This window comes from Streptomyces sp. NPDC002779, assembly GCF_042888685.1.
Classification (GTDB): Bacteria; Actinomycetota; Actinomycetes; order Streptomycetales; family Streptomycetaceae; genus Streptomyces.
The window spans coordinates 211,094-233,025 of sequence record NZ_JBIAQC010000009.1; the positions used below are offsets into that span (position 1 = coordinate 211,094).

The window sequence follows — 21,932 nt, forward strand, 5'->3', positions numbered from 1 at the left end:
GCAGTGGCAGTTCAGCAGTCCGTGGGTGCGGACCCGTACTTCCCCGACAACGGTGATCCCCGTTATCGGGTGCATCGGTACGAACTCGCGCTGGACTACCGCCCGGGCCCCAACCGGCTGTCGGGGACGGCCCGGATCAACGCCATCGCGGGCCGGTCGCCGCTCGCCGAGTTCCAGCTGAACCTGGCCGACTTCAGGATCGGCCGGGTCCGGCTGGACGGCCGTCAGGCGCAGTACACGCACCGCGGCGGGCGGCTGCGGGTGAAGCCGGCCAAGGCGCTCCGGCCCGGGGCCGCGTTCACCGTCGAGGTGCACTGGTCGGGCAACCCCAAGCCGGTCGCCAGTCCTTGGGGCGGGCTCGGCTGGGAGGAGCTGGAGGACGGGGCGCTGGTGGCGAGCCAGCCGGTCGGGGCGCCGTCCTGGTACCCGTGCAACGACCGTCCGGCGGACAAGGCGTCGTACCAGATGTCCGTCACGACTCCCTCGGCGTACGCGGTGGTCGCGGGCGGCCGGCTGCTCACCCGGACGACCAAGGCGTCGACGACGACCTGGGTGTACGAGCAGTCCGCGCCGACGTCCAGCTATCTGGTCGGGCTGTCGATCGGCAAGTACCAGACGGTGCTGCTGGGCGACCCGGGCCCCGGCGGGGTGCCGCAGCACGGGCACATCCCGGCGCAGCTGCTCCCCCGGTTCTCCCGGGACTTCGCGCGCCAGCCGCAGATGATGGAGCTGTTCCAGGAGCTGTTCGGGCCCTACCCGTTCGACGAGTACGCGGTCGTGGTGACCGAGGAGGAGCTCGATGTGCCCGTCGAGGCACAGGGGTTGTCGCTGTTCGGCGCCAACCACGTGGACGGGGCGCGGGGTTGGGAGCGGCTGGTCGCGCACGAGCTGGCCCACCAGTGGTTCGGCAACAGCGTCTCGATCGCCGACTGGCGGCACATCTGGCTGAACGAGGGGCTGGCGAAGTACGCCGAGTGGCTGTGGTCGGAGCGGTCGGGCGGGCGTACGGCGCAGCAGCTCGCCGCCGTGGCGCACCGGTCGCTGGCCGCGCAGGCGCAGGATCTGAAGCTGGCCGATCCGGGCCGCAAGCTGATGTTCGACGACCGTCTCTACCAGCGCGGCGGGCTGACCGTGCACGCCCTGCGCTGCGCGATGGGCGACGACGCCTTCTTCCGCATGCTGCGCGGCTGGACGGGGCTGCACCGGGGCGGGGCGGTGAGCACGACGACGTTCACCGCGCACGTGGCCCGGTTCGCGAGCGAGCCCCTGGAGGAACTGCTGGAGGCATGGCTGTACGGCACGGCGCTGCCGCCGTTGCCGGCGCCGGTGACGGCGTTGCCGGTGAAGCCGCCGTATCCGCCGAGCACGGGAGCCTCCGCATGAGCCGGTGTCCTTGCGGTGGGGCCGAGCCGTACGGGGCGTGCTGCGGCCGCTTCCACTCGGGTGCCGCCGCGGCCCCGACCGCCGAGGCGCTGATGCGGTCGCGGTACAGCGCCTTCGTGAAGGGGAACGTGCGGTATCTGCTGCGGACGTGGCATCCGCGGACCAGGCCCGCGCGGCTCGACCTGGACCCGTCGATGCGGTGGACCGGTCTGGAGATCCTGGCGGCCACCGAGGGCTCGGCGTTCCACTCCACCGGCACCGTGACGTTCCGGGCGTCCTTCCGGGGCGGTTCGCTGCACGAGCGGAGCCGGTTCGAGCGGGTGGACGGGGCGTGGGTGTACGTGGACGGGGAGTTCCTGGACCAGTAGGCGGGGACCGGCAGGCCGGGCTACGGGCCGGGGGCCAGGATGTCCAGTTCCTGGAGGGCGCCGACCGTGATCTCGCGGACCAGGTGTTCGGCGCGGGCCGCGTCGCGGGCGCGGACCGCCTCCGCCACCTGGACGTGCAGGGTGACGGCGGCGGGGTCGGGGTCCTCGAACATCACCTCGTGATGGGTGCGGCCGGCGAGGACCTCGGCGACCACGTCTCCGAGGCGGGCGAACATCTCGTTGCCGGAGGCGGTGAGGATGACCCGGTGGAAGGCGATGTCGTGGAAGAGGTAGCCCTCCAGCTGGTGGCCGCGGGAGTTGGCGACCATGCCGAGGGCGCACTCGGTGAGTTCGGCGCACTGTTCGGCGGTGGCGTTCCGGGCGGCGAGGCCCGCGGCGGCCGGCTCGATCGCGGAGCGCAGCACGGTGAGCGAGCGCAGCTGGTGGGGACGGTCGGCGCCGGCCAGCCGCCAGCGGATGACCTGCGGGTCGTAGACGTTCCACTCGCACTTCGGGCGGACGGTCACGCCCACCCGGCGGCGGGACTCCACCAGGTGCATGGACTCCAGGACGCGGACCGCCTCGCGCATCACCGAGCGTGAGACGTCGAATTGCTGGGCAAGTTCGTCGGTGCGCAGGACGCTGCCCGGGGGGTACTCACCCGCGGTGATCGCGGGGCCGAGGGATTCGAGTACCTGTCCGTGCAGCCCCCGGCCGGTTGTGCTCATGCACACAGCGTACGGGGGAGCTCACAGGAACAAAAAGTCAGACTTATTTGTCACAGGCTCTTGAATTCGTCGTACCTAATGGGTTTCAGTGTGGCCGACGTCAGATGGCGACGTCGTATGTCGAGGAAGACAGCGAGGCAGTGATGCGTACCCCCTACGTCGTCGTGGTGATGGGCGTCGCCGGAACGGGCAAGACCACGATCGGTCCGCTGATAGCCGCCCGGCTCGGCGTCCCCTACGCCGAGGGTGACGACTTCCACCCGCAGGCCAACATCGCCAAGATGTCGGCCGGCACCCCGCTCGACGACGCGGACAGGTGGCCCTGGCTCGATGCCATCGGCGCCTGGGCGCACAAGCGGACGGGGCTCGGCGGCGTGGTCAGCAGCTCCGCGCTGAAGCGGTCCTACCGCGACCGGCTCCGGGCCGCCGCTCCCGGGGTGGTGTTCGTCCACCTCGCCGGCAGCCGCGAGTTGATCGAGGACCGGATGCGGCAGCGCAAGGGCCACTTCATGCCCACAGCCCTGCTGGACTCGCAGTTCGCCACCCTCCAGCCGCTCCAGGCGGACGAGGCGGGCGTCGTGGTGGAGGTCTCGGGCACGCCCGAGGAGATCACCGCGCGTGCCGTGGCCGCGCTGGACGCCCTCGGCACTCCGCCGGACCCGGCGTCGTAACCCCCCACGCTCCCCTCTCCCCACCCCCGTAACCGCAAGGGAATCCCCCCGTGACCAGTCTCAACGCCGAGCTGCTGGCAGCGGACACCGTCGAGCCCATCACCTCGGCCGGTCATGCCCAGCTGGGCATCGCCGTGCTGGCGGGCATCGCCGTCATCGTCCTGCTCATCACCAAGTTCAAGCTGCACGCCTTCCTGTCGCTGACCATCGGGTCGCTGGCGCTGGGCGCGTTCGCCGGAGCGCCGCTGGACAAGGTGATCACCAGCTTCACCACCGGGCTCGGCACCACCGTCGCCGGCGTGGGCGTGCTGATCGCCCTCGGCGCGATCCTCGGCAAGATGCTCGCCGACTCGGGCGGCGCCGACGAGATCGTCGACACGATCCTCGCCAGGGCGAGCGGCCGGTCCATGCCCTGGGCGATGGTGCTGATCGCCTCGGTGATCGGTCTGCCGCTGTTCTTCGAGGTCGGCGTGGTGCTGCTGATCCCGGTCGTGCTGATGGTCGCCAAGCGCGGCAACTACTCCCTGATGCGCATCGGCATCCCCGCGCTCGCCGGTCTGTCCGTGATGCACGGCCTGGTCCCGCCGCACCCCGGCCCGCTGGTCGCGATCGACGCGGTGCAGGCCAACCTGGGCGTGACGCTGGCCCTCGGGGTCCTGGTCGCCATCCCGACGGTGATCATCGCCGGTCCGCTGTTCTCCCGGTACGCCGCCCGCTGGGTGGACGTCCCGGCCCCCGACCGGATGATCCCGCAGCGCGCCTCGCAGGAGCTGGAGAAGCGCCCCGGCTTCGGCGCCACCCTCGCCACGATCCTGCTGCCGGTCGTGCTGATGCTGTCCAAGGCGCTCGTCGACATCATCATCGACGACCCCGAGAACACCACCCAGCGCGTCTTCGACGTCATCGGCTCCCCGCTGATCGCCCTGCTCGCGTCCGTCCTGATGGGCATCTTCACGCTGTTGCGCCCGGCCGGGTTCGGCAAGGACCGGGTCTCCGGCCTGGTCGAGAAGGGCCTCGCGCCCATCGCCGGCATCCTGCTGATCGTCGGCGCGGGCGGCGGCTTCAAGCAGACGCTGATCGACTCCGGGGTCGGACAGATGATCCTGGAGATATCCGAGGACTGGTCCATCCCGGCGCTGCTGCTGGCCTGGCTGATCGCGGTGGCGATCCGGCTGGCGACCGGTTCGGCGACGGTCGCCACGGTCTCGGCGGCGGGCCTGGTCGCGCCGCTCGCGGCGGGCATGTCCACCGGTGAGACGGCCCTGCTGGTCCTCGCCATCGGTGCTGGCTCGCTCTTCTTCAGCCATGTCAACGACGCCGGTTTCTGGCTGGTGAAGGAGTACTTCGGGCTGAGCGTCGGCCAGACCATCAAGACCTGGTCGGTGATGGAGACGATCATCTCGGTGGTCGCGGGCGGCATCGTGCTGCTGCTGTCGCTGTTGATGTAGCGGCGTTGATGCAGCGGCCTTACGGCACCGCTGGGCCCGCCCCGTCCTCGGTATCGAGGAGGGGGCGGGCCCTGCTGGTCACGGCCGCCACAACGGGTGCTCCCGCTGTGCCCACTCCCGGCTCACCGAGCCGGTGCGCATGCCGCGGCGGCCCTCCGGGTCGGCCAGGGCCATGCCGATGTGGCCCCCGAGGACGATGCCGAGGGTCAGGGCCAGCCAGTCGTGGACGAAGGTGGCACCGGTACGCCAGGTCAGGGGCGTGAGGTGGGTGAACCACATCATCAGGCCGGTGCCGAGCATGACCAGCGTGGCGCCCGCGATCCAGGAGGCGTAGAGCTTCTGGCCCGCGTTGAACTTGGCGGCGGGCCGGGCTCCGGGGGTCCGGTCGCGGCGCAGGGCGGCGCGCAGCCAGCGGCGGTCATGGGGGCCGAAGCGGTTCAGCCGGCCCAGGTCGGCCCGCAGGGCGCGGGAGACCAGGCCCGCCAGGAGCGGGACCGGCAGGGCGAGGCCAGCCCACTCGTGGACGCGGACCACCAGGGCGCGTCGGCCGACCAGCTCCGCGAGCTGGGGGACGTAGAGGCAGGCCGCCGTGGCCACGCAGAGGCCCATCAGGAGTGCGGTGGCGCGGTGGACCCACCGCGTCGCCCGGCCGAAGCGGCGGAGCGTCGGGGCGGGTGGGGGCTCAGTCCGTGGGCTCATCGTCGCGTCCGTTCGAGCGGCCCACCCAGGCGTCGACGTCGTAGCCGCGCTCCTCCCAGTAGCCCGGGCGCACGTCCTCGGTGACGGTGATGCCGGAGAGCCACTTGGCGGACTTGTAGAAGTACATGGGGGCCACATAGAGGCGGGCCGGGCCGCCGTGGCTGTGGCCGAGGTCCTTGTCCCGCATGCGAAGGGCGACCAGGACGTCGGAGCGGCGGGCCTGGTCGAGGGTGAGGCTCTCGGTGTAGACGCCGTCGAAGCAGGTGAAGCGCACCGCCCCGGCCGAGGGGCGCACCCCCGCCGCGTCCAGGAGCCGGGACAGCCGTACGCCCTCGAAGGGGGTGTCGGGGACGCGCCAGCCGGTGACGCACTGGACGTCGCGGACCAGGCGGGTCTGCGGCAGCGCGCGCAGCTCGGCGAGGGTGTAGGACCTCGGGCGGTCCACCAGTCCGTCGACGGTGAGGCGGTAGTTCCCGGCGTTCTTGCGCGGCACGGAGGAGGCGACCGAGTAGTAGCGGAAGCCGCCGCCGTTGGGGAGCAGCCCGGTCAGTCCGGTCGGGTCCCGCTCGGCGGCACCGGCGAGGAAGGACTCCAGGCCGCGCTGGAGGACGGGCGCGGCAGCCACGCCGAGGGCGCCCAGGCCCAGGGTGCCGAGGAGGACGCGGCGGCCGATCGGCGTGCCGCGCTCCTCGGGCCCTGCGGGGTCGTCGGGGTTCACCTGTTCATTCGAGCACCCGTGGCCCGGGGTGGGCCAGAGGCCGCAAGTGCCCGTCAGGGTTCCGTAATCTCAGTTCGTCGTCTCCGACGCCTTCTCCAGCTGGAACGCCTCGTTGCCCTGGCCGATGCGGGCGTGCGCCTCGGGGTCGCGCGCGCGCAGGACGAGGCCCTGGGCCAGGCCGACGACCAGGGCGAGGGCGATGATGCCCGGCAGGATCCAGTGCAGGGACGAGCCGGGTCCCGAGCCGACGAGGACGTCGAAGTCCTTGACGGTGTAGACGACGATGAAGCACAGCGCGACCGTGGCGAGCCCGGCGGCGGTCAGCCGCCAGAACTGGCTGCCCGCGGCCCCGCGGCGGACGAAGAAGGCCACGACGGACACCGAGGCGATGGCCATCAGGAGCGTGACGCCGAGCGCGCCGACGTTGCCCATCCAGGTGAACAGGTGCAGCACCGGCGCGGTCGGGTCACCGGTCGGCTTGTCGTCGGCGAGCGCGAAGGCGCTCACCACCACCAGGGCGATCACCGTCTGGAGCAGGGAGCCGGTGCCGGGGGCGCCGCTCGCGCTGTTGGTGCGGCCGAAGACGGCGGGCAGCAGACCCTCGCGGCCCATGGCGAAGGCGTAGCGGGCGACGACGTTGTGGAAGCTGACCATCGCGGCGAACATGCCGGTCACGAACAGGATGTGCAGCACGTCGGTGAAGGTCTCCCCGAGCAGGCCCTCGGTGAGGAAGAACAGCATTCCGGCGCTCTGCTCCTGGGCGGTGCCGACCACCGCGTCGGGGCCGGTGGCCACCGTGATCGCCCAGCAGCTGATCGTGTAGAAGACGGCGATGCCGCCGATGGCCAGGAACATCACGCGCGGCACGAGGACGTGCGGGCGGCTGGTCTCCTCGGCGTAGACGGGGGCCTGCTCGAAGCCGAGGAAGGCGGCGACGCAGAAGCAGAGCGCGGTGCCGATGCCGGCGCCGCTGAGCGTGTCCGGGTCGAAGGCGGCCAGGGACAGGCCCTCGGGGCCGGGGTCGCCGAGGGCGGCGATGTCGAAGATCACGACGAGCGCCACCTCGATGAGGAGCAGCACACCGAGCACGCGCGCGTTGAGGTCGATCTTCAGCAGGCCGAGCGCGCCGACGAGGAGCACGGCCAGGAGGGCCGGTATCCACCAGGCGAGCTCGATCTCCAGGTAGGTGGCGAAGAGGCCGGAGACCTCGAACCCGAAGATGCCGTAGATGCCGACCTGGAGGGCGTTGTAGGCGACCAGCGCGACCAGGGCCGCGCCGGATCCGGCGGTGCCGCCGAGGCCCCTGGAGATGTAGGCGTAGAAGGCGCCGGCGTTGTGCACGTGCCGGCTCATCTCGGCGTACCCGACGCTGAAGAGGGCGAGCACCACACCGAGCATCACGAAAAGCAGCGGCTGCCCGGTGATGCCCATGACCCCGAAAGTCGTGGGCATGACACCAGCGACCACCATGAGCGGTGCGGTCGCGGCGAGCACGGACAGCAGCAGACCGAGGGTGCCGAGCCGGTCGGCGCGCAGGGCCCGGTCCTGGCCCTTGAACGTGCTGATGCCGCCGTCGGCGGGAGGACTGCTCGTTCTCGAACTGCCCGTGGTCATCGGGGGTGATCCTTTCGGGAGTGGCGGGGGTGAGGAGGGTGGCGGTGCGGGGCGTGCGGGTGGTTCACATCGTGCCGAGCGCGCTGTCGCGGGCGGCACGGAAGGCGGGGTAGGGGTCGCGGTCCGGGTACGACCAGGGCGCCGGGGTGACGTGATCGCCGATGCGGTGGAACAGGGCGGCGGCCTCGGCGCCCCGGCCCTCGCAGTACTTGGCGTGGGCGAGGAAGTTCAGGTCGACCAGGCGGCGCGGATGGCCCTCGTGCTCCCACTCCAGCCACCAGTCGAAGGCGGCCTTCATCACCTGGCGGGCCCGGCGGCCGACCCAGTGCCCCGAGGCGGCCGGGTCGGCGGGCTCGTGCCCGGCGGCGGCCAGCACCCGGTAGCGCTCGGCGTGCGCGATGACGGGCAGGATCGCGAGCGGGGAGTCGGCGGGTGCGCGGTCGGCGGCGCCGTTGGCGAAGTCGTAGACCTCGTGCAGCGGGTCCGGGCCCAGGGCCGGGTGGCGCTCGGCGAGCCGGGCGACCATCAGGTGGTGGGCGTGGTGGTGGTCGGGGTGCCGGGCGCGGACCTCCTCGAAGAGCTTCAGCGCCTCCTCCTCGGTGCCGGTGCCCCGGGTGAGCATGAGCAGGCCGAGCCAGGGGGTGGGGTCCGCCGGGGCGTGCGCGGCCGCGGTGTGGCAGGCCTCGCGGGCGCGGTCCGGCTTCTCCTTGCCGCGCAGGGCGCGCTGGACCTGGGCGAGGGCGAGCAGGACGCGGGCGTCGGCGGACTCGGGTTCGGCGAGCAGCCACTCGCGGGCCCAAGGGGCGCTGTAGGTCTCCTGGGCGAGGACGGTGACGCGGTGGCCCCGGCTGTCCCAGTCGTCGGCGGTGTGCGCGAGCAGGGAGCGGGCGCTCTGCCACCGGCCCTGCGCCAGTGCCGCCCGCGCGGCGCTGAGGTCAAGGTCGTCGAGGGCGCCGTCCGGCGTCTGGGCCGCGCGTTTGCGGCCGCGGCCCAGGGGTGGGGGTGGAGACACCGCGGGAACATCCTCACGCGACGCGGGTCGACGTCTGGTTTCGGTTTGCCATGGTTTCGGTTCGCCATCAAGCGATCACACACAGCCAACCCCCCGCCAATGCTTCGCGTCAAGGGCCGCCGACGCGTTACACGCGTCAACTCCTGTGACGGATGAGGCAGTTGTGGCGTGTTGCGGGGCTTGTGATCGTCCGGATCGTGGGATTGGACCGTACCTGTGGCGTAGGCCATGGTGTTTCCGGCGCCGGGCGCGGACCATGACGGGAAGTCCATCGCTCCCAGGGGCGCACCGGCTCCCGGGAAAGACACGGTCGGCCATCGCGCGGTACGCCTCCCGAGCCCCGGCCGAACGATCGAGGAACGTCGCGTGTCGCTTCAGGTTCTGATTCTCGCCGTGAGCGCCGCCTGCTGCCTGGGCTTCGGCTTCGTCCTCCAGCAGGACGCCGCCCAGAAGGCCCCGCTCAGCGACTTCCTCTCCCCGCGCCTCCTGCTGGACCTGGTGAAGGTGCCGCGCTGGCTCGGCGGCATCGCCTTGATGGTGGCCGGCATGGCGCTCGGCGCGGTCGCGCTCGGCCAGGGCCGGCTGTCCCTGGTGGAGCCCCTGCTCGCGACCAACCTGCTCTTCGCGATGGCCCTGTCCCGGTACCGGACAAAGCAGTCCCTGGGACGGCAGGGCTGGCTGGGTCTGCTGCTGCTCGCGGGGGGCGTGGCGACGTTCATCGTGGCCGGCGAGCCGACCGGCGGCGCCGCGCCGACGGACCCGTTCCGGCAGTGGCTGATCATCGGCGTGATGACCGGCACGGCGCTGCTGCTCACCGCGTACGCCAGGCGCTCGCGCCTCGGCTCCGGGCCGGCCCTGCTCGCCACGGCGGCCGGTCTGCTCTACGGCGTCCAGGACGCCCTCACCCGGGTGACCGGCCAGCGCTTCGGCGAGGGCGGTCTCGTCGCGGTGCTGACCGGCTGGCAGCCGTACGCCGTGCTGGTGCTCGGAATCACCGGTCTGGTGCTGGTGCAGAGCGCCTTCGAGACCGCGTCGCTGCGTGTGTCGCTGCCCGCCCTGACCGCCGCCCAGCCGCTGGCCGGCATCGCCTGCGGGGTCGGTTTCCTCGGCGACCGGCTGCGCACCGACGCGGGCGCCCTGGCCTGGGAGTCGGCGGGGCTCGCCGCGGTCGTCGTGGGCATCGTCCTGCTCGGCCTGCATCCGGCGATGCCGTCCGGCCAGGCGGTCCGGGAACGGGCACGGGCCCTCCAGCCGAGCGCCTGACGTGACGGGCCCTGCTCGGGTGGGCCCCATGAGTTCGGGTGGGCCTGTGCGCTCGGACGGCCCCGTGCGCTGGGAGGGGCCCATCAGCTAGGACGGCCCCGTGCGGGAGGGCCCATCAGCTCGGACGGCCCCATGACCTGAGAGGGCCCATCAGCTCGGACGGCCCATGCGCTTGGCAGGGCCCCATCGGCTACGACGGCCCCATGCGCTTGGATGGCCCCATGAGCGCAGCTGACGAGATCCTCGACGTCGTCGACGAGAACGACCAGGTCATCGGCGTGGCCCCGCGCGGCCGGGTGTACGCCGAGGGTCTGCGGCACCGGTGCGTGTTCATCCAGGCCAGGGACGCCGACGGCCGCCTCTTCGTGCACCGCCGCACCCCGACCAAGCTGGTCTTCCCCTCCCTGTACGACATGTTCGTCGGCGGTGTCGTCGGCGCGGGCGAGTCCTACGCGCAGGCGGCCCTGCGGGAGGCCGAGGAGGAGCTGGGGGTGTCCGAGCTGCCGGAGCCGCGGTTCCTCTTCAAGTTCCTCTACGAGGACGACGCCGGGCACGGCTGGTGGTCGGCCGTGTACGAGGTGCGCTGCGAGCTGCCGGTGAACCCCCAGGTGGAGGAGGTGGCGTGGCACGCCTTCCTGCCGGAGCCGGAGGTGGTGGCGCACCTCGACGACTGGGAGTGGGTGCCGGACGGGCTCGCCGCGTACCAGCGGCTGCGGGCGCACCGGGCGGCGGAGGGCTCCCGGTAGGGTCCGGGACGTGATCGAATTCGTACGGAACGTCCGGCTGTGGTTCGCGCCCGAGGAGATCCGGCGGGAGGGCGGCACGCCGGACTACCGGTTCTCGCTGGCGAACGAGCGCACCTTCCTGGCCTGGCTGCGCACCGCGATGGCGCTGGTCGGTGGCGGTTTCGCGGTGGACCAGTTCCTGCCGGACCTGCGCTGGGCCTGGCGGGTCGGGCTCGCGCTCGCGCTGCTCGCGGCGGGCGTGCTGTGCTCCCTGCGCGCGGTCAATCACTGGGTGGCCTGTGAGCGGGCGATGCGGCGCGGCGAGGATCTGCCGGTGTCCCGGTTCCCGGCGCTGCTGAGCGTGGTGGTCGCGGTGGTGGCGCTCGCGATGGTCGTGGTGGTGCTGGTCGGATGGGAGGGGTGACCCCGCCGCCGGCGCGGGACCCGGGGCTCCAGCCCGAGCGGACCCGGCTGGCGTGGCGTCGTACGACCCTGGCGGGCACCGTCGCCGCGGTGCTCGCCGTGAAGACGGCCCTGCACGGCGGGGTCTCGGCGCCGCGGATCGCGGTGTGCGCCCTGTGCTGTGCGCTGTGGCTGGGCTTCCTCGCGGTCGCCAACCGCCGCATCCGCACCCTCGCGGCGAGCCCGGCACCGACGGCACTCGCGCCCCGGCACGCGACGGCCGCGGTCCTGTGCACGGTCGCGCTGGCGGTGTGCGGAGCGCTGCTGATCCTCTAGGGCGACGGCCGGGACTGAGGGGAGTCCTCGTCCCAGGGAACCGTCACCACGATCTTGCCTCTGGTGCGTCCCTCCTCGTTCGACCGGTAGGCCTCCGCCGCCCGTTCCAGCGGGTACGTCTCCGAGACGTGGACCGTGATCACGCCCTGCTCGGCCAGCTCGGTCAGCCGCAGCAGGTCCTCGGCGGCGGGGCGGACGAAGTAGTAGCGGCCGCCGTAGTCGAAGACCTCCGCGTCGGCGAGGGACACCAGCCGCCCCTCCGGGCTCAGCACGTTCGCCGACACCTTCAGCGCGTCGCCGCCGACGGTGTCGAGGACGGCGTCCACGCCCTCGGGGGCCAGGCCCCGTACCCGCTCGACCAGGCCCTCGCCGTACTCCACCGGCTCACCGCCCAGGCCGCGGACGTAGTCGTGGTGGCGGGCGCTCGCCGTGCCGATGACCCGGGCGCCGAGGTGCCGGGCGAGCTGGACGGCGATGGAGCCGACCCCGCCGGCCGCCGCGTGCACCAGGACGGTCTCTCCGCGCCTGACCTGGAGCACCTTGACCAGCACCTGGTACGCGGTCAGCCCGACCAGCGGCAGTCCGGCCGCCTCCTCCCAGGTGAGGTTGCGCGGCTTGCGCGCGAGGGTGCGCAGCGGAGCCGCGACGTACTCGGCGAGGGTGCCGCGGGACAGGAAGTCCTCGCGCACGTACCCGATGACCTCGTCGCCGACGCCGAACTCGGTGACCGAGACCCCCGGTTGCACCACCACCCCGCACAGGTCCCATCCCGGCACCACCGGGAAGACCGCCGGCAGGGCACCGTCGAGCAGCCCCTCGCGACACTTCCAGTCGACCGGATTCACGGCCGCGGCCCGTACCTTGACCAGCACCGAGTCGGGTCCGACCTTGGGGTCGGCCAGCTCGCCGTGGACCAGCACGTCGGGGCCGCCGTAGCGGGAGTAGCTGATCGCCTTCATGGCTCCGACCCTCCGGGGTACCCGGACGCCACGCAAGCCGAATGAGCGCATATGCGCCGTTCGCGTGGCAGCCTGTCCGACGTCATCCCCCGCACCTCCGAAGGTGAGCACCATGACCACCCCCCACCAGGAACACGCCTCCCACGCCCACTCCCACGGACCCGGTTGCGGACACACCGAGGTGCAGCACGGCGACCACGTGGACTACGCGCACGGCGGTCATCTGCACCGCGAGCACGGCGGCCACTGGGACGAGTGCGAGCCGGACGGCCACGCCACCCACGAGGGCCACGACCACCGGCACGGAGACGGCTGCGGGCACGAGAGCGTCCTGCACGGCGACCACGTCGACTACTTGCACGACGGCCACCGGCACGCGGCCCACGCCGGCCACTGGGACGACCACTGACCCGCCGTCCCGGCCGGAAGGCACCCTCCGACAGCTCCCCGTCGCCCTGCGCGGGGAGCTGTCGGCCTATCGTGGCTCCGATCACTTTGGGCTCACCCCCTGGACGACATACCGACCGGTCGGCATCATTGGTCGGGACTCGTTCACCTGCCCGTAGGAGCCCCGATGAGCCCCGACCACCCGCCCGGACTCGATCTCGACCGGCTGCGCGCCCTGCTGGAGCGCGAGCGCCCCGGCCTGGTGCACGGCCCGCTGACCGGCCGGCTGATCGAGGGTGGACGGTCGAACCTCACCTACGCCGTCTCGGACGGCACCGCCCGCTGGGTGGTACGGCGGCCTCCGCTCGGCCATGTCCTCGCCACCGCGCACGACATGAAGCGCGAGCACCGGGTGATCAGCGCGCTGCACCCGACGAACGTCCCCGTGCCGGAGCCGGTGCTGCTGTGCGAGGACGAGGACGTACTCGGGGCGTCCTTCTACGTCATGGAGTTCGTCGAGGGCACCCCGTACCGCACCGCGGGCCAACTGGCCCCGCTGGGTGCCGAACGCACGCGGCAGGCGGTGCTCGGGCTGGTGGACACGCTCGTCGACCTGCACGCGGTGGACCCCGCCGAGGTGGGCCTCGCGGACTTCGGCCGCCCGGAGGGCTATCTCGACCGCCAACTGCGCCGCTGGGGCAAGCAGTTGGACGCCTCCCGCAACCGTGACCTGGCCGGCATCGACGAGTTGCACGCCACCCTCGGCCGGCAACTGCCCGGCTCCCCCGCGCCGACGGTGATCCACGGCGACTACCGCCTGGACAACGTCCTGATCGGCAGCGACGACCGGATCAAGGCGATCCTCGACTGGGAGATGTCCACCCTCGGCGATCCGCTCACCGACCTGGGCCTGCTGGTGATGTACAGCCTGCCGCTGGACATGCCCGACTCCCCCGTCTCCACCACCGCCGAGGCCCCGGGGCACCCGGATCCGGCCGAGCTGATCGAGCGGTACGCCGCGCGCTCGGGGCGCGATGTCTCCGCGGTCTCCTGGTACACGGCGTTCGCCTGGTTCAAGCTCGCCGTGATCCTGGAGGGCATCCACTACCGCTACACCCTGGGCCAGACGGTCGGACGCGGCTTCGACCGCATCGGCGACCTGGTCCCGGTCTTCATCGAGCACGGTCTGACCACCCTTCAGGAAGGCTGACGGCACATGGACTTCGCGTTCGACGCACGCACCGAGGAGCTGCGCGGCAAGCTGCTCGCCTTCATGGACGAGTACGTGTATCCGGCCGAGGCGGTGGCGGAGGAGCAGCGCGCCGCGCTGGCCTCGCCCTGGGACACCCCGGCCGTGGTCGAGGATTTGAAGGCCGAGGCGCGCCGGCAGGGCCTGTGGAACCTCTTCCTCCCGGACACCGAGTACGGCGCCGGACTGACCAACCTGCAGTACGCCCCGCTCGCCGAGATCACCGGCCGTTCCCCGCACTTGGCGCCGACCGCGCTGAACTGCGCGGCGCCGGACACCGGCAACATGGAGGTGCTGTACCAGTTCGGCGACGAGCAGCAGAAGAAGCAGTGGCTGGAGCCGCTGCTGGCGGGTGAGATCCGCTCGGCGTTCGCGATGACCGAGCCCGAGGTGGCCTCCTCCGACGCCACCAACATCACCACCCACATCGAGCGGGACGGAGACGAGTACGTCATCACCGGCCGCAAGTGGTACATCTCCGGGGCGATGAACCCGGACTGCAAGATCTTCATCGTGATGGGCAAGACGGACCCGGACGGCGAGGACCCCCGCCGCCAGCAGTCGATGGTCCTCGTCCCGCGCGACACCCCGGGCGTGACCGTCCGGCGCGCCATGCAGGTCTTCGGCTACGAGGACCACTCGCACGGCGGCCACGCCGAGGTGGACTTCGACCACGCGCGGGTGCCGGTGGCCAACCTCATCGGCCAGGAGGGCGGCGGCTTCGCCATCGCGCAGGCCCGCCTCGGGCCCGGCCGTATCCACCACTGCATGCGGCTGATCGGCATGGCCGAGCGGGCGATCGAGCTGATGTGCCGCAGGGCGGTGGACCGTACGGCGTTCGGCAAGGCGCTGGCCCAGCAGGGCGTGGTGCACAACTGGATCGCGGACGCGCGGGTCACCGTGGAGCAGCTGCGCCTGCTGGTCCTGAAGACGGCCTGGATGATGGACACCGTCGGCAACCGGGGCGCCCACACCGAGATCCAGGCCATCAAGATCGCCACCCCGCGCGCGGTCGTCGACATCATCGACCGCGCGATCCAGCTGTACGGCGCGGGCGGGGTGAGCCAGGACTTCCCGCTGGCCGAGCTGTACGCGAGCGCCCGCACGCTGATGATCGCGGACGGGCCGGACGAGGTGCACCAGCGGTCGCTGGCGCGCCGGGAGCTGAAGAAGTACCGGTGAGGACCCTTACGGCCTGAGTGCCCTCAGGAGCAGGTCGGCCAGATGGTCGGCCAGCTCCTGGGGGCTCATCGGCCCGTCGGGGCGGTACCACGTCGACAGGTGGTGGACGGAGCCGAAGTGGTAGTCCACCACCAGGTCGGCCGGGGTCGCGGTGGAGAAGACCCCGGCCTGCTGGCCCTCCTCGACGAGCGCGCGGAAGCGCTCGTGGTAGCGCCGCCGCTCGGCGCGCACCTGCTTGTTCTTCTCGGGGCTCAGATGGTGCATCGAGCGGAAGAAGATCGACGCGTCGTCGAGGTTGTCGATCGTGGTGACGACGACGTCGGCCGCCGCGGCCCGCAGCCGCTTCTCCACCGGCTCGTCGGCGCCCGCGAGGGCGTCCAGACGCTCCTGCTGGACGCGCAGCACGCGCGCGTACACCTCGTGCAGCAGGTCGTCCTTGGAGCCGAAGTAGTGGTACAGCGCCCCCTTGGTGACGCCTGCCGCCTCCACGATCTCCTGCACCGAGGTCCGGTCGTAGCCCTGCTCGGCGAAGAGCCGGGTGGCGGCGGCCAGCAGCCGCTGCGGGACGGGGGTGCCGTCCGCGTCCGTCGTCCTGGGCACTGTGCCGCCACCTGCCTTTCGAGTTCTCACTGGCTGTCGTGCGCGCGGGAGCGCAGCTCCCGCCGGAGGATCTTCCCACTCGCCGTCTTCGGCAGGTCGGGCAGGATCTCCACCTGGCGCGGGTATTTGTAGGCGGCCAGTCTCTCCTTGCAGTACACCGCCAGTTCATCCGGGTCCGGCTCGGCGCCCGGCCGCAGGCTGATGTACGCCTTCACGGTCTCCCCGCGGTACCCGTCGGGCACCCCGACCACGGCCGCCTCGCGTACCGCCGGATGGGTGTACAGCACGTCCTCGACCTCGCGCGGCCACACCTTGAACCCGGACGCGTTGATCATGTCCTTCTTGCGGTCGACGACGTACAACCAGCCCTCGCGGTCCATGAACCCGATGTCACCGGTGCGCAGCTCACCGCCCGGGAAGGTCTCCGCGGTGGCCTCGGGCCGCCGCCAGTACCCGGGGACCACCTGCGGCCCGCTGACCACGATCTCGCCCTGCTCCCCGATGGGCACCTCGGCGCCCTCGTCGTCGACGATCCGCACGAGCGTGTCGGGGCCGGGCACGCCCACCGCGAGCGTCCCGGAGGCCGGGTCGACCGGCGCCTCCCGGGCGGGCGGCACGGCGGCGCAGGGCGCGGTGCACTCGGTGAGGCCGTAGCCGTTGCGGATGTACGGCCCGAAGCCGGCCCGGAACTTCTCCACCAGCGCGGGCGGCAGCGGCGCGCCGCCCGAGGAGATGATCCGGAAGGATGCGAAGTGCTCCCGGGTCACGGCCGGGTGGGCGGCCAGCGCCATGAAGGCGGTCGACGGGCCGACGGTGTAGTGCGGGTGGTGCTCGGCGAACGCGTCCAGCACGACACCGGCCTCGAAGCGGTACGCCAGCACCAGGGTGCCCGCGCTGTTGAGGCAGGCGCCGAACTGGCAGACCATGCCGGTGATGTGGAACAGCGGGGCCAGCGCGAAGTACACCGGCGCCTCGGGCAGCGGCAGCCCGGTCCGCTGCCGCTCGGCGTTGTGCATGATGTTGCCGTGCGTGTTGGTGGCGCCCTTGGGGGCGCCGCTGGTGCCGGAGGTGTAGCTGATCAGGGCGAGGTCGGAGGGCAGCGGATCGCGCCCCTCGGGAGCGGGGTGCCCGGCGCGGGCGACGGCCGTCAGGTCGTCGGCGTCGGCGGCCTGCGGCAGCCGCTCGAAGTTCAGCACCCGCTCGTCGCCCCGGGTCTGGAAGTCCAGCTCGCAGCCCGTGAGCACGATCCGCACCGGCGAGTCGGCGGCGGTCTCGCGCAGATACGTCTGCCAGGCGCGGTCCGAGCAGATCAGCGCGGCCACCTCGCCGTCCCGCAGGACGTGTGCCATCTCCCCCGACTTGTACATGGGGTTGACCGGCACGACGGTCGCGCCCGCCTTCCAGGCGCCGAGCACGGCGAGCACGAAGAGCGGGGAGTTCTGCAGCAGGACGGCCACCCGCTCGCCGCGCTCCAGCCCGCGCGCGGCCAGGTGCCCGGCGACGGAGTCGCTCAGCGCGTCGGCCTCGCGGTAGGAGAGCCGGCCGTCGAAGTAGGCGAGGAAGTCGCGGTCCGGATGCTCGGCGGTGGCCCGGCGCAGGGCGTGCACCAGGGAGTCGTCGGGGTCGATCGGGGCGCGCTGGGCGTCGTCGAGGAGGGCGAGCCAGGGCTTGTCGGCGTAGGAGGCGCTCATCGCGTGGCCTCCCACTTGCGCTGGATGTGGTTCATGGTGCCGAGCCAGCGCTCGGGGTCCGCGGCCCGCCCCTGGTAGTACCCGGCGACCTCGGGGTGCGGGAGGATCAGGAACCGGTCCTCGGCCATGCCCTTGAAGAGCGCGTCGGCCACGTCGTCCGGCTCGATGGCGGTCGGCTGGAGGACCAGGTCGCCCGCGCTGCCGCTGGCGGTGAGCATGTCGGTGCGCACTCCTTGCGGGCAGATGGCGTGCACCTTGATCCCGCGGTGCCGGTAGGTCAGCTCCAGCCACTCGGCGAAGGCGTACGCGCCGTGCTTGGTGACGCTGTAGGGCGCGGCCCCGATCATGGTGAGCAGGCCGGCGGCGGACACGGTGGAGACGAACCGCCCGCTTCCCCGCTCCAGCCAGCCCGGGAGGAGTTCCTGGGCGGCCCGGACATGAGCCATGACGTTCACGTCCCAGGCGAGCGCCCAGACGTCCTCGTCGGCGGCCTCGGACCCGCCGGAGCCGACGCCGGCGTTGGCGCAGTACACGTCGACGACCCCGTCCAGGGCGTCCCGGGCCGCCCCGATCACCGCGGAGGCGTCACCGGGTACGGCGATGCCGCCGATCTCCTGCGCGACGGCTTCGGCCTTGCCGGCGTCCAGGTCGTTCACGACGACCCGGGCCCCGGCCCCCGCGAACCGCCGGGCGAGAGCGGCCCCGATGCCTCCGCCCGCTCCCGTGACAACGACTCCGGCATCCTGCAAGGCTTCCACCATCGGTCTCCTTCGACTGCGGCTCGGTCGGCACGGACAGACTAACCAGTCGGTATGTAACAAAGGAAGGGTGCGGCTGCGTCCGGGCAGGGGGCGCGGGGCGGGACGGATTTGCGGCTCCGCCGCAGCTTACGAACAGCCGCGCCAACCCCTACGGTGCCGTCCATGCGCTTCACGAGACGAACTCTCCTAGCCGCAACCCCGGCCCTGGCGGCCACCGCCACCACCACGACCACCGCGGCCGCCGCAGAGACCGGCGGCCGCAGGCTGCACACCGGCTTCGAACGCCTGGTGGCCGACGGATACGCCGTCCTGGACGGCCAACGCGTCGGCATCGTCACCAACCCGACCGGCATCACCCGGGAGGCCCGCCACATCGTCGACGTCATGCACGCCGACGAAAGGGTGAACCTGAGCGCCGTCTTCGGGCCCGAGCACGGCTTCCGCGGCACCGCCCAGGCAGGCGGCTCGGAAGGCCGCTACGACGACCCGGCCACCGGCCTGCCCGTCTACGACACGTACCTCAAGAGCGGCCGGCCCCTCGCCGACATCTTCACCGCGTCCGGCGTCGACACGGTCGTCTTCGACATCCAGGACGTGGGCGCCCGCTTCTACACGTACATCTGGACGCTCTACGACTGCATGGAGGCGGCGCAGCTGGCGGGCAAGCGCTTCGTCGTGCTGGACCGCCCCAATCCGGTCACCGGCCGCTCCGCACAGGGCCCGGTCCTGCACAAGGAGTTCGCCACCTTCATCGGCCGGCAGCCGATCGCGCAGGCGCACGGCATGACGGTCGCCGAGCTGGCCCTGCTGTTCAACGCCGAGTTCCTCGCCACCCCGGTCCCCCTGGAGACCGTGCCGATGACGGGCTGGCGGCGCTCGGAGTTCTTCGACGCCGCGCGACTGCCCTGGGTCCCCCCGAGCCCGAACATGCCGACGCCCGACACCGCCCTCGTCTACTCGGGCACCTGTCTCTTCGAGGGCACGAACCTCTCGGAGGGCCGGGGCACCACCCGCCCCTTCGAACTCCTCGGCGCGGAGGGCATCGACCGCCGCTGGGCCGCCGCGGCCAACGAACTCGGGCTGCCCGGCGTGCACTTCAGGGAGGCGTACTTCACGCCGACCTTCTCCAAGTTCCAGGGCAAGACCGTCGGCGGGGTGCAGGTCCACGTCCACGACCGGGCCGCCTACGACCCCGTCCGCACCGGGATCGGTCTCCTGGTGACCGCCAGGCGGACCTTCCCGGGCTTCGCCTGGCGCCCCGACAACTGGATCGACAGGCTCACCGGCTCCACCCAGGTCCGCACCGCGATCGACGCGGGCGCGAGCACCGACGAGGTGGTGGCGGGCTGGCAGGAGGAACTGGCCGCGTTCCGGAGGATGCGAAAGGAATACCTCCTCTACCGGTGACCCGTGCCGTATGGCCAACTCCGCCCCGTGGCGGGACGATACGCCCACATCGCACCGCCACGGGGGACGGAGGAGTCCGTCATGGCACGACCGGCAGTGAGCGTATCCCCCTACTGGGAACTGGTCTTCGACGCGGACGGGGATCCGGACGCCCGCGCCCGGGACCGGCTGCTCGCCGGAGCCGCCCGGCACGGGGTGCGGGATCTGCTGGTCTTCGCGCACGGCTGGAACAACGACCGCCCGGGGGCGACGCGGCTCTACGACCGCTTCTTCGCACCGGTCCCCAGCCTCGCGCCGGGTGCCCGCGTCGGCTACGTGGGCGTGGTGTGGCCGGCGATGCGGTTCGCGGACGAGCCGATCCCCGACTTCCCGCGCGCCGTGGCGGCCGAACTCGCTCCGCGCCCGGCCCTCGACAAGGACACCCGGCACGCGCTGCTGGAGACGTTCCCCGGGCGGGCGACCGTGATCGACCGGCTCGCCCGGCTGCTGGAGCGGCGGTCGCGCGAGGAGGCCGAACTGGAGGAGTTCGGGCGGCTGGTGCGGCTGCTGGTCGACCTGGTCCCGCCGGGCCCGCAGACGCTGTTCGCGGCGGACACGCTGGCGCAGGGCGCGCCGCAGGACGCGCCGGTGATGTTCGACGGGACCGCGGCCGGGCGGTGCGAGGAGTTCGCGCGGGCGCTCGCGTGGCTGGAGTCGCCGGACGCCGCCCCGGACGCCTCCTTCACCTTGCCCGGCCCCTGGGAGGGGGCGCATGAACTGCTGCGGCAGGCCACGTACTTCGCGATGAAGCGGCGGGCGGGCACGGTGGGCGAGCGGGGCCTGGGCAGGGTGATCGGACAGCTCGCCGCGCGGTCGCCCGGGGTGCGGGTGCATCTGGTCGGGCACAGCTTCGGCGGGCGGCTGGTGTCGTTCGCGCTGCGCGGGCTGCCCCAGGGGGTGCGGACGGTGAAGTCCGTGACGCTGCTCCAAGGGGCCTTCTCGCACTACGCCTTCTCGGCCAGGCTGCCGCACGACGCGCGCGGGGGCGGAGTGCTCCAGGGGCAGCACCACCGTATCGACGGGCCTCTGGTGTGCTGCTTCTCCCGGCACGACGACGCCCTGGGCACGATGTATCCGCTGGCCTCGCGCATGGCGGGCCACGACCGGGAGTTCCACGGATTCGACGTCGGCCGGGCGCTGGGCGCCAAGTGGGGCGCGCTGGGCTTCGACGGGGTGCAGGCGGTGCCCGGCACCCGGCATCTCAAGCTCGCCGAGGCGCTGCGCGGGCCGTTGCCCACGGCGGGGTGCGTGAACGTCGACGCCGCCGCGGTGGTCCGGCGCGGGGGTCCGCCGGCCGGGGCGCACAGCGACATCGTGCACCCGGAGCTGGCCCGGCTGGTGCTGGCGGCGGGCCGCGTGCGCTGATCCGCCGCCCGGGAAAGCGGCGGAAAAGGACCGGTGGCGGCAAAAGACCGGAATGAGTATGCATACGGATGCCGTCTCCTGGAACCCGTGCAATCCGCCGGGAGTTCTCAGTGTGTCGAGTGCGGTGCGGGGGAAGCACGCGGACCGGCTGTTGGGGACCATCGCACAACGGATGGAGCCGAATCGCGTGTCGATACGTCTATTCGTCAACGTCGCACGAAGTCCGTGCGGCGCGACGCCGAAGTGACCGAAGTACAGGTGCACGTGTGACGGAGGTGCAGGGCGATGGCCGGTTTCCGGAGTCTGGCGAGACAGGTACGAGACCCGCGCTGTGATCTGGCGCTACGCCGCTATTCGCTGCGCAAGTGCCTTGAACGGTTCGCCCCTTACGGGCACAGGGCGACCTGGGACCACTTGTGCTCGCGGGCCGGGTTCGGTCCGGAGGACCGGTCCCCCGATCCGGCGCGGCTCGTGGCCGCGTTGGAGGAGTTGGAGGAGGCGCGTTCGGTCTGGCTCGCCTACGAGGTCGAATTCGCCCACCGGCGCAAGAAGGAGAAGCACGACGGACTGCGCAGGCCGGGGAGTGTCGACGACTGGCACCGGCTGACCTGGGGCGGTTTCGGAGTGGCGTGGTGCGACGACCCGCGGGTGCACCCCCGTGAGCCGCTGGCCGAGGTGCTGCGCCGGCTGATCTCCGCCTTGGAGCGCGACCCGGGGGAAGAGTGCCCGGTGTGCGGCGGGGAGCGGCTGACCTGGAAGTACGACCTGGCCCATGAACCCTCCTCGGGCCCGGTCTGCGCGAGCTGCGGGATCGTGGTCCCGCGTCCCGTGCTGACGCCGGAGGCCCTGGCGGCCGCCCGGCGCGAACGTCGGCTGCTGATGACGGCCTAGTACGACGGGGGTGCGACGGGGATGCCGCACCCCC

The 21,932-nt window shown here is 72.2% G+C and carries 23 protein-coding genes; 14 read left to right on the forward strand and 9 right to left on the reverse strand.

Annotation, left to right across the window (positions count from 1 at the left end; genetic code table 11):
* The first annotated feature begins 3 nt into the window (after positions 1-3).
* On the forward strand, positions 4-1,383 hold the full coding sequence (locus ACFYW5_RS25550; protein ID WP_389419399.1) for a M1 family metallopeptidase: 1,380 nt from the start codon (positions 4-6) through the stop codon (positions 1,381-1,383).
* On the forward strand, positions 1,380-1,751 hold the full coding sequence (locus ACFYW5_RS25555; protein ID WP_389419400.1) for a YchJ family protein: 372 nt from the start codon (positions 1,380-1,382) through the stop codon (positions 1,749-1,751). Before ACFYW5_RS25550 ends, ACFYW5_RS25555 begins: the two co-directional genes overlap by 4 nt.
* Before the next feature lie 20 nt (positions 1,752-1,771).
* Here ACFYW5_RS25555 and ACFYW5_RS25560 read toward each other — a convergent pair whose 3' ends face one another.
* Positions 1,772-2,479: a FadR/GntR family transcriptional regulator gene (locus tag ACFYW5_RS25560; protein ID WP_389419401.1), complete on the reverse strand. Its 708-nt coding sequence runs from the start codon at positions 2,477-2,479 to the stop codon at positions 1,772-1,774.
* Between the two features lie 143 nt (positions 2,480-2,622).
* Here ACFYW5_RS25560 and ACFYW5_RS25565 point away from each other — a divergent pair, with 143 nt between their 5' ends.
* On the forward strand, positions 2,623-3,150 hold the full coding sequence (locus ACFYW5_RS25565) for a gluconokinase (protein WP_389419530.1): 528 nt from the start codon (positions 2,623-2,625) through the stop codon (positions 3,148-3,150).
* A 50-nt stretch (positions 3,151-3,200) separates the two neighbouring features.
* Positions 3,201-4,598, forward strand: a complete 1,398-nt coding sequence (locus ACFYW5_RS25570; RefSeq protein WP_389419402.1) for a GntP family permease — start codon at positions 3,201-3,203, stop codon at positions 4,596-4,598.
* Positions 4,599-4,676: 78 nt separating this feature from the next.
* Here ACFYW5_RS25570 and ACFYW5_RS25575 read toward each other — a convergent pair whose 3' ends face one another.
* The 4 genes from ACFYW5_RS25575 to ACFYW5_RS25590 form a co-directional block, all read right to left on the reverse strand.
* Positions 4,677-5,297, reverse strand: a complete 621-nt coding sequence (locus tag ACFYW5_RS25575) for a cytochrome b/b6 domain-containing protein (RefSeq protein ID WP_389419403.1) — start codon at positions 5,295-5,297, stop codon at positions 4,677-4,679.
* Entirely contained in the window at positions 5,281-6,015 is a 735-nt protein-coding gene (locus ACFYW5_RS25580; RefSeq protein ID WP_389419404.1) for a molybdopterin-dependent oxidoreductase, read from the reverse strand. The genes ACFYW5_RS25575 and ACFYW5_RS25580 overlap by 17 nt, the downstream gene beginning before the upstream one ends.
* 69 nt (positions 6,016-6,084) lie before the next feature.
* Positions 6,085-7,629: an APC family permease gene (locus ACFYW5_RS25585; RefSeq protein ID WP_389419405.1), complete on the reverse strand. Its 1,545-nt coding sequence runs from the start codon at positions 7,627-7,629 to the stop codon at positions 6,085-6,087.
* A 64-nt stretch (positions 7,630-7,693) separates the two neighbouring features.
* A complete protein-coding gene (locus ACFYW5_RS25590) occupies positions 7,694-8,641 on the reverse strand; it encodes a hypothetical protein (RefSeq protein ID WP_389419406.1) in 948 nt (315 codons plus the stop codon).
* A gap of 366 nt (positions 8,642-9,007) precedes the next feature.
* Between ACFYW5_RS25590 and ACFYW5_RS25595 the strand changes: the two genes are divergently transcribed.
* The 4 genes from ACFYW5_RS25595 to ACFYW5_RS25610 all read left to right on the forward strand — a co-directional run bounded on the left by ACFYW5_RS25595 (position 9,008) and on the right by ACFYW5_RS25610 (position 11,367).
* Positions 9,008-9,904 (forward strand): DMT family transporter, encoded by an 897-nt coding sequence (locus ACFYW5_RS25595; protein WP_389419407.1) that lies wholly within the window; start codon positions 9,008-9,010, stop codon positions 9,902-9,904.
* 221 nt (positions 9,905-10,125) lie between these two features.
* A complete protein-coding gene (locus tag ACFYW5_RS25600; RefSeq protein WP_389419408.1) occupies positions 10,126-10,650 on the forward strand; it encodes an NUDIX hydrolase in 525 nt (174 codons plus the stop codon).
* A gap of 10 nt (positions 10,651-10,660) precedes the next feature.
* On the forward strand, positions 10,661-11,053 hold the full coding sequence (locus tag ACFYW5_RS25605; RefSeq protein ID WP_389419409.1) for a YidH family protein: 393 nt from the start codon (positions 10,661-10,663) through the stop codon (positions 11,051-11,053).
* The gene (locus ACFYW5_RS25610) at positions 11,041-11,367 is read left to right on the forward strand and encodes a DUF202 domain-containing protein (protein WP_389419410.1); all 327 of its coding nucleotides are present in this window, start codon (positions 11,041-11,043) and stop codon (positions 11,365-11,367) included. The genes ACFYW5_RS25605 and ACFYW5_RS25610 overlap by 13 nt, the downstream gene beginning before the upstream one ends.
* Here ACFYW5_RS25610 and ACFYW5_RS25615 read toward each other — a convergent pair.
* The gene (locus tag ACFYW5_RS25615; RefSeq protein WP_389419411.1) at positions 11,364-12,326 is read right to left on the reverse strand and encodes an NADP-dependent oxidoreductase; all 963 of its coding nucleotides are present in this window, start codon (positions 12,324-12,326) and stop codon (positions 11,364-11,366) included. The two genes, ACFYW5_RS25610 and ACFYW5_RS25615, sit on opposite strands and share 4 nt — an antisense overlap.
* A gap of 112 nt (positions 12,327-12,438) precedes the next feature.
* Between ACFYW5_RS25615 and ACFYW5_RS25620 the strand changes: the two genes are divergently transcribed.
* From ACFYW5_RS25620 to ACFYW5_RS25630, 3 genes are all read left to right on the forward strand, one after another.
* Entirely contained in the window at positions 12,439-12,735 is a 297-nt protein-coding gene (locus tag ACFYW5_RS25620; protein ID WP_389419412.1) for a hypothetical protein, read from the forward strand.
* A 165-nt stretch (positions 12,736-12,900) separates the two neighbouring features.
* Positions 12,901-13,923 carry a phosphotransferase family protein gene (locus ACFYW5_RS25625; RefSeq protein WP_389419413.1) on the forward strand — a complete coding sequence of 341 codons (1,023 nt, stop codon included), beginning with the start codon at positions 12,901-12,903 and terminating at the stop codon, positions 13,921-13,923.
* A gap of 6 nt (positions 13,924-13,929) precedes the next feature.
* Complete coding sequence (locus ACFYW5_RS25630; RefSeq protein ID WP_389419414.1) at positions 13,930-15,144, forward strand: acyl-CoA dehydrogenase; 1,215 nt, start codon at positions 13,930-13,932, stop codon at positions 15,142-15,144.
* A 6-nt stretch (positions 15,145-15,150) separates the two neighbouring features.
* Here ACFYW5_RS25630 and ACFYW5_RS25635 read toward each other — a convergent pair whose 3' ends face one another.
* The 3 genes from ACFYW5_RS25635 to ACFYW5_RS25645 are packed head-to-tail and all read right to left on the reverse strand — an operon-like array spanning position 15,151 to position 18,196.
* The gene (locus tag ACFYW5_RS25635) at positions 15,151-15,744 is read right to left on the reverse strand and encodes a TetR/AcrR family transcriptional regulator (RefSeq protein ID WP_389419415.1); all 594 of its coding nucleotides are present in this window, start codon (positions 15,742-15,744) and stop codon (positions 15,151-15,153) included.
* 26 nt (positions 15,745-15,770) lie between these two features.
* Positions 15,771-17,435 (reverse strand): class I adenylate-forming enzyme family protein, encoded by a 1,665-nt coding sequence (locus tag ACFYW5_RS25640; RefSeq protein WP_389419416.1) that lies wholly within the window; start codon positions 17,433-17,435, stop codon positions 15,771-15,773.
* Positions 17,432-18,196 (reverse strand): SDR family oxidoreductase, encoded by a 765-nt coding sequence (locus tag ACFYW5_RS25645; protein ID WP_389419417.1) that lies wholly within the window; start codon positions 18,194-18,196, stop codon positions 17,432-17,434. Before ACFYW5_RS25645 ends, ACFYW5_RS25640 begins: the two co-directional genes overlap by 4 nt.
* A gap of 162 nt (positions 18,197-18,358) precedes the next feature.
* Here ACFYW5_RS25645 and ACFYW5_RS25650 point away from each other — a divergent pair, with 162 nt between their 5' ends.
* The 3 genes from ACFYW5_RS25650 (at position 18,359) to ACFYW5_RS25660 (ending at position 21,898) form a co-directional block, all read left to right on the forward strand.
* Complete coding sequence (locus ACFYW5_RS25650) at positions 18,359-19,603, forward strand: exo-beta-N-acetylmuramidase NamZ domain-containing protein (RefSeq protein WP_389419418.1); 1,245 nt, start codon at positions 18,359-18,361, stop codon at positions 19,601-19,603.
* An 81-nt stretch (positions 19,604-19,684) separates the two neighbouring features.
* Positions 19,685-21,007 carry a serine-threonine protein kinase gene (locus ACFYW5_RS25655; protein WP_389419419.1) on the forward strand — a complete coding sequence of 441 codons (1,323 nt, stop codon included), beginning with the start codon at positions 19,685-19,687 and terminating at the stop codon, positions 21,005-21,007.
* Positions 21,008-21,292: 285 nt separating this feature from the next.
* The gene (locus tag ACFYW5_RS25660; protein WP_389419420.1) at positions 21,293-21,898 is read left to right on the forward strand and encodes a hypothetical protein; all 606 of its coding nucleotides are present in this window, start codon (positions 21,293-21,295) and stop codon (positions 21,896-21,898) included.
* Positions 21,899-21,932: the final 34 nt, after the last annotated feature.